This is a genomic window from Myxococcus sp. AM011 (assembly GCF_013372595.1).
GTDB classification, from domain to species: domain Bacteria; phylum Myxococcota; class Myxococcia; order Myxococcales; family Myxococcaceae; genus Myxococcus; species Myxococcus eversor.
Map to the genome: position 1 here is coordinate 1 of NZ_JABXEM010000544.1, position 1,568 is coordinate 1,568.

2 protein-coding genes and 1 pseudogene are annotated in these 1,568 nt (G+C 70.5%); all 3 read left to right on the forward strand.

What is annotated here, in order from left to right; translation table 11 throughout:
* Positions 1-265 precede the first annotated feature (265 nt).
* A complete protein-coding gene (locus HUW62_RS47180) occupies positions 266-424 on the forward strand; it encodes a lmo0937 family membrane protein (protein WP_163870456.1) in 159 nt (52 codons plus the stop codon).
* Positions 421-987: a hypothetical protein gene (locus tag HUW62_RS47185; protein ID WP_163870457.1), complete on the forward strand. Its 567-nt coding sequence runs from the start codon at positions 421-423 to the stop codon at positions 985-987. Before HUW62_RS47180 ends, HUW62_RS47185 begins: the two co-directional genes overlap by 4 nt.
* A 50-nt stretch (positions 988-1,037) precedes the next feature.
* A pseudogene (locus HUW62_RS47190) lies at positions 1,038-1,568 on the forward strand (HupE/UreJ family protein); the annotation flags it as partial.

Sequence of the window (1,568 nt, forward strand, 5' to 3'; positions counted from 1 at the left end):
ATCCCACCCTCCCCAGTTCGTTCGACTCCGACGGGGAGACACCCAAGCAGGCGCCGTGCCAGCGCCCTCGGCGGGGGTTGCAGGCCTCTATCTCCTTTAGATCTCTTGGAACTCCGACTGACTCATGGGCCGCGCGGCTTCTCACGGGTCGGAAAAAATGCCCGGAGAGGGAACTTTGCTTCCTGTGAAAAGCACATGGGTTGCCTGGGGGCTTTCGCGTTCCTAGCTTGCGCCGGTCCGGCTAGGGGACGAGGGGAGGTGTCGCGTGTACTGGACGATAGGGATGATCCTGATGGTGCTGTGGGGGCTGGGCCTGACGGCGGGTTCCACCGAGGGGTACTGGGTGCACCTGTTCATGGTCTTCGCGCTGTTCGCCTTCGTGATGGGCGTGGTGTCGCGGGGCCGGCGGACGGCGCTGTCATGAGTGGCTCGGGCCTGGAGGCGGAGGGCGTGGAGCTGCCTCGGGACACCGCGGGCTTCACGCGCCGCGAGTGTCCCAGTTGCATGCGCCCCTTCAAGACGCGGCCAGGCCCGCATGACGCCCGCGCGCTGTTGCACAAGCTCCAGGCCTTCTTCGCGCTGGAGAACGCGCACGAAGGCGAGGAGGGGCTGCCCGTGTGGCGCTGCCCCTACTGCGGCCATCGCGCGGAGGCGGACGGCTTCCTCACCCCCGCGCAGCAGACGCATCTGGAGGCGGTGGCGCGCGCGTGGGCGAACCACGTCCGCTACGAGCAGCTCGCGCACGTCTCGCGCACGCTGTCGCTCAACCCCCGGCCGACCTTCGTCGCGGTGGCGCCGGAGTCGCTGCCGGGGCCGATGGAGCCGGAGCCGGACGAGCTGCTGCGCGTGATTCCCATGCTGTGCTGCGGTGAGGACGTGAAGCTGCTCTGGGAGTGGGATCAGCTCATCTTCTGTTCCCGCTGTGGCGCCCGGCATGGGGGCTTGAGCGGTCGGCAGCAGATCCAACTGGAGGTCATCCCGGAATAGCCCTGGGGGGCTGTGGACGCGAGCCGCCCGGGACGGCAGGCTCGCGCGCCATGACGAAGTTCCCCTGGAGAGGACTGCTCGCGGGCCTGTGGCTGCTGTCGAGCGCCGCCTCCGCCCACGACGCCGACATCCTCTACACGCAGGTGCGCCGCGCCGGGCCCGCCGAGGCCGAGGTGCGCCAGGTCGTCACGCTCACCGCCAGCACGCTGGGCCTGCTCGTCCCCGCGGACGCGGACGGGGATGGGACGGTGTCCCAGGCGGATCTCGACGCCCGCCGTCCCGCGCTCGAGGTCGGCGTGTGGGACGCGATGCCGCTCACCGCTGGCGGCCAGCCCTGCACACGCACCTCCCACACCGCGTTGCTCCGCCAGACGTTCGTGGAGCTGTCCGCCACCTTCACCTGTCCGAAGGGGGCGCTCCAGCAGCGCTACACCGTGCTGTCGGTGCTGCCCGCCGGCTATCGCGTCATCCTGGGCAGCGCGGTGGACGGGGAGCTGCCCGGGGCGCTCTTCGCGGACGCCACGCAGCCCTCGCTCGCCATTCCCGGAGCGGGGGAGGGGACGTCGTCGGCCGTGAGCGGC

Excerpts from the sequence above, each read along its gene's own strand:
- HUW62_RS47185 (WP_163870457.1), top strand. The coding sequence starts at position 421 with ATGAGTGGCTCGGGCCTGGAGGCGGAGGGCGTGGAGCTGCCTCGGGAC.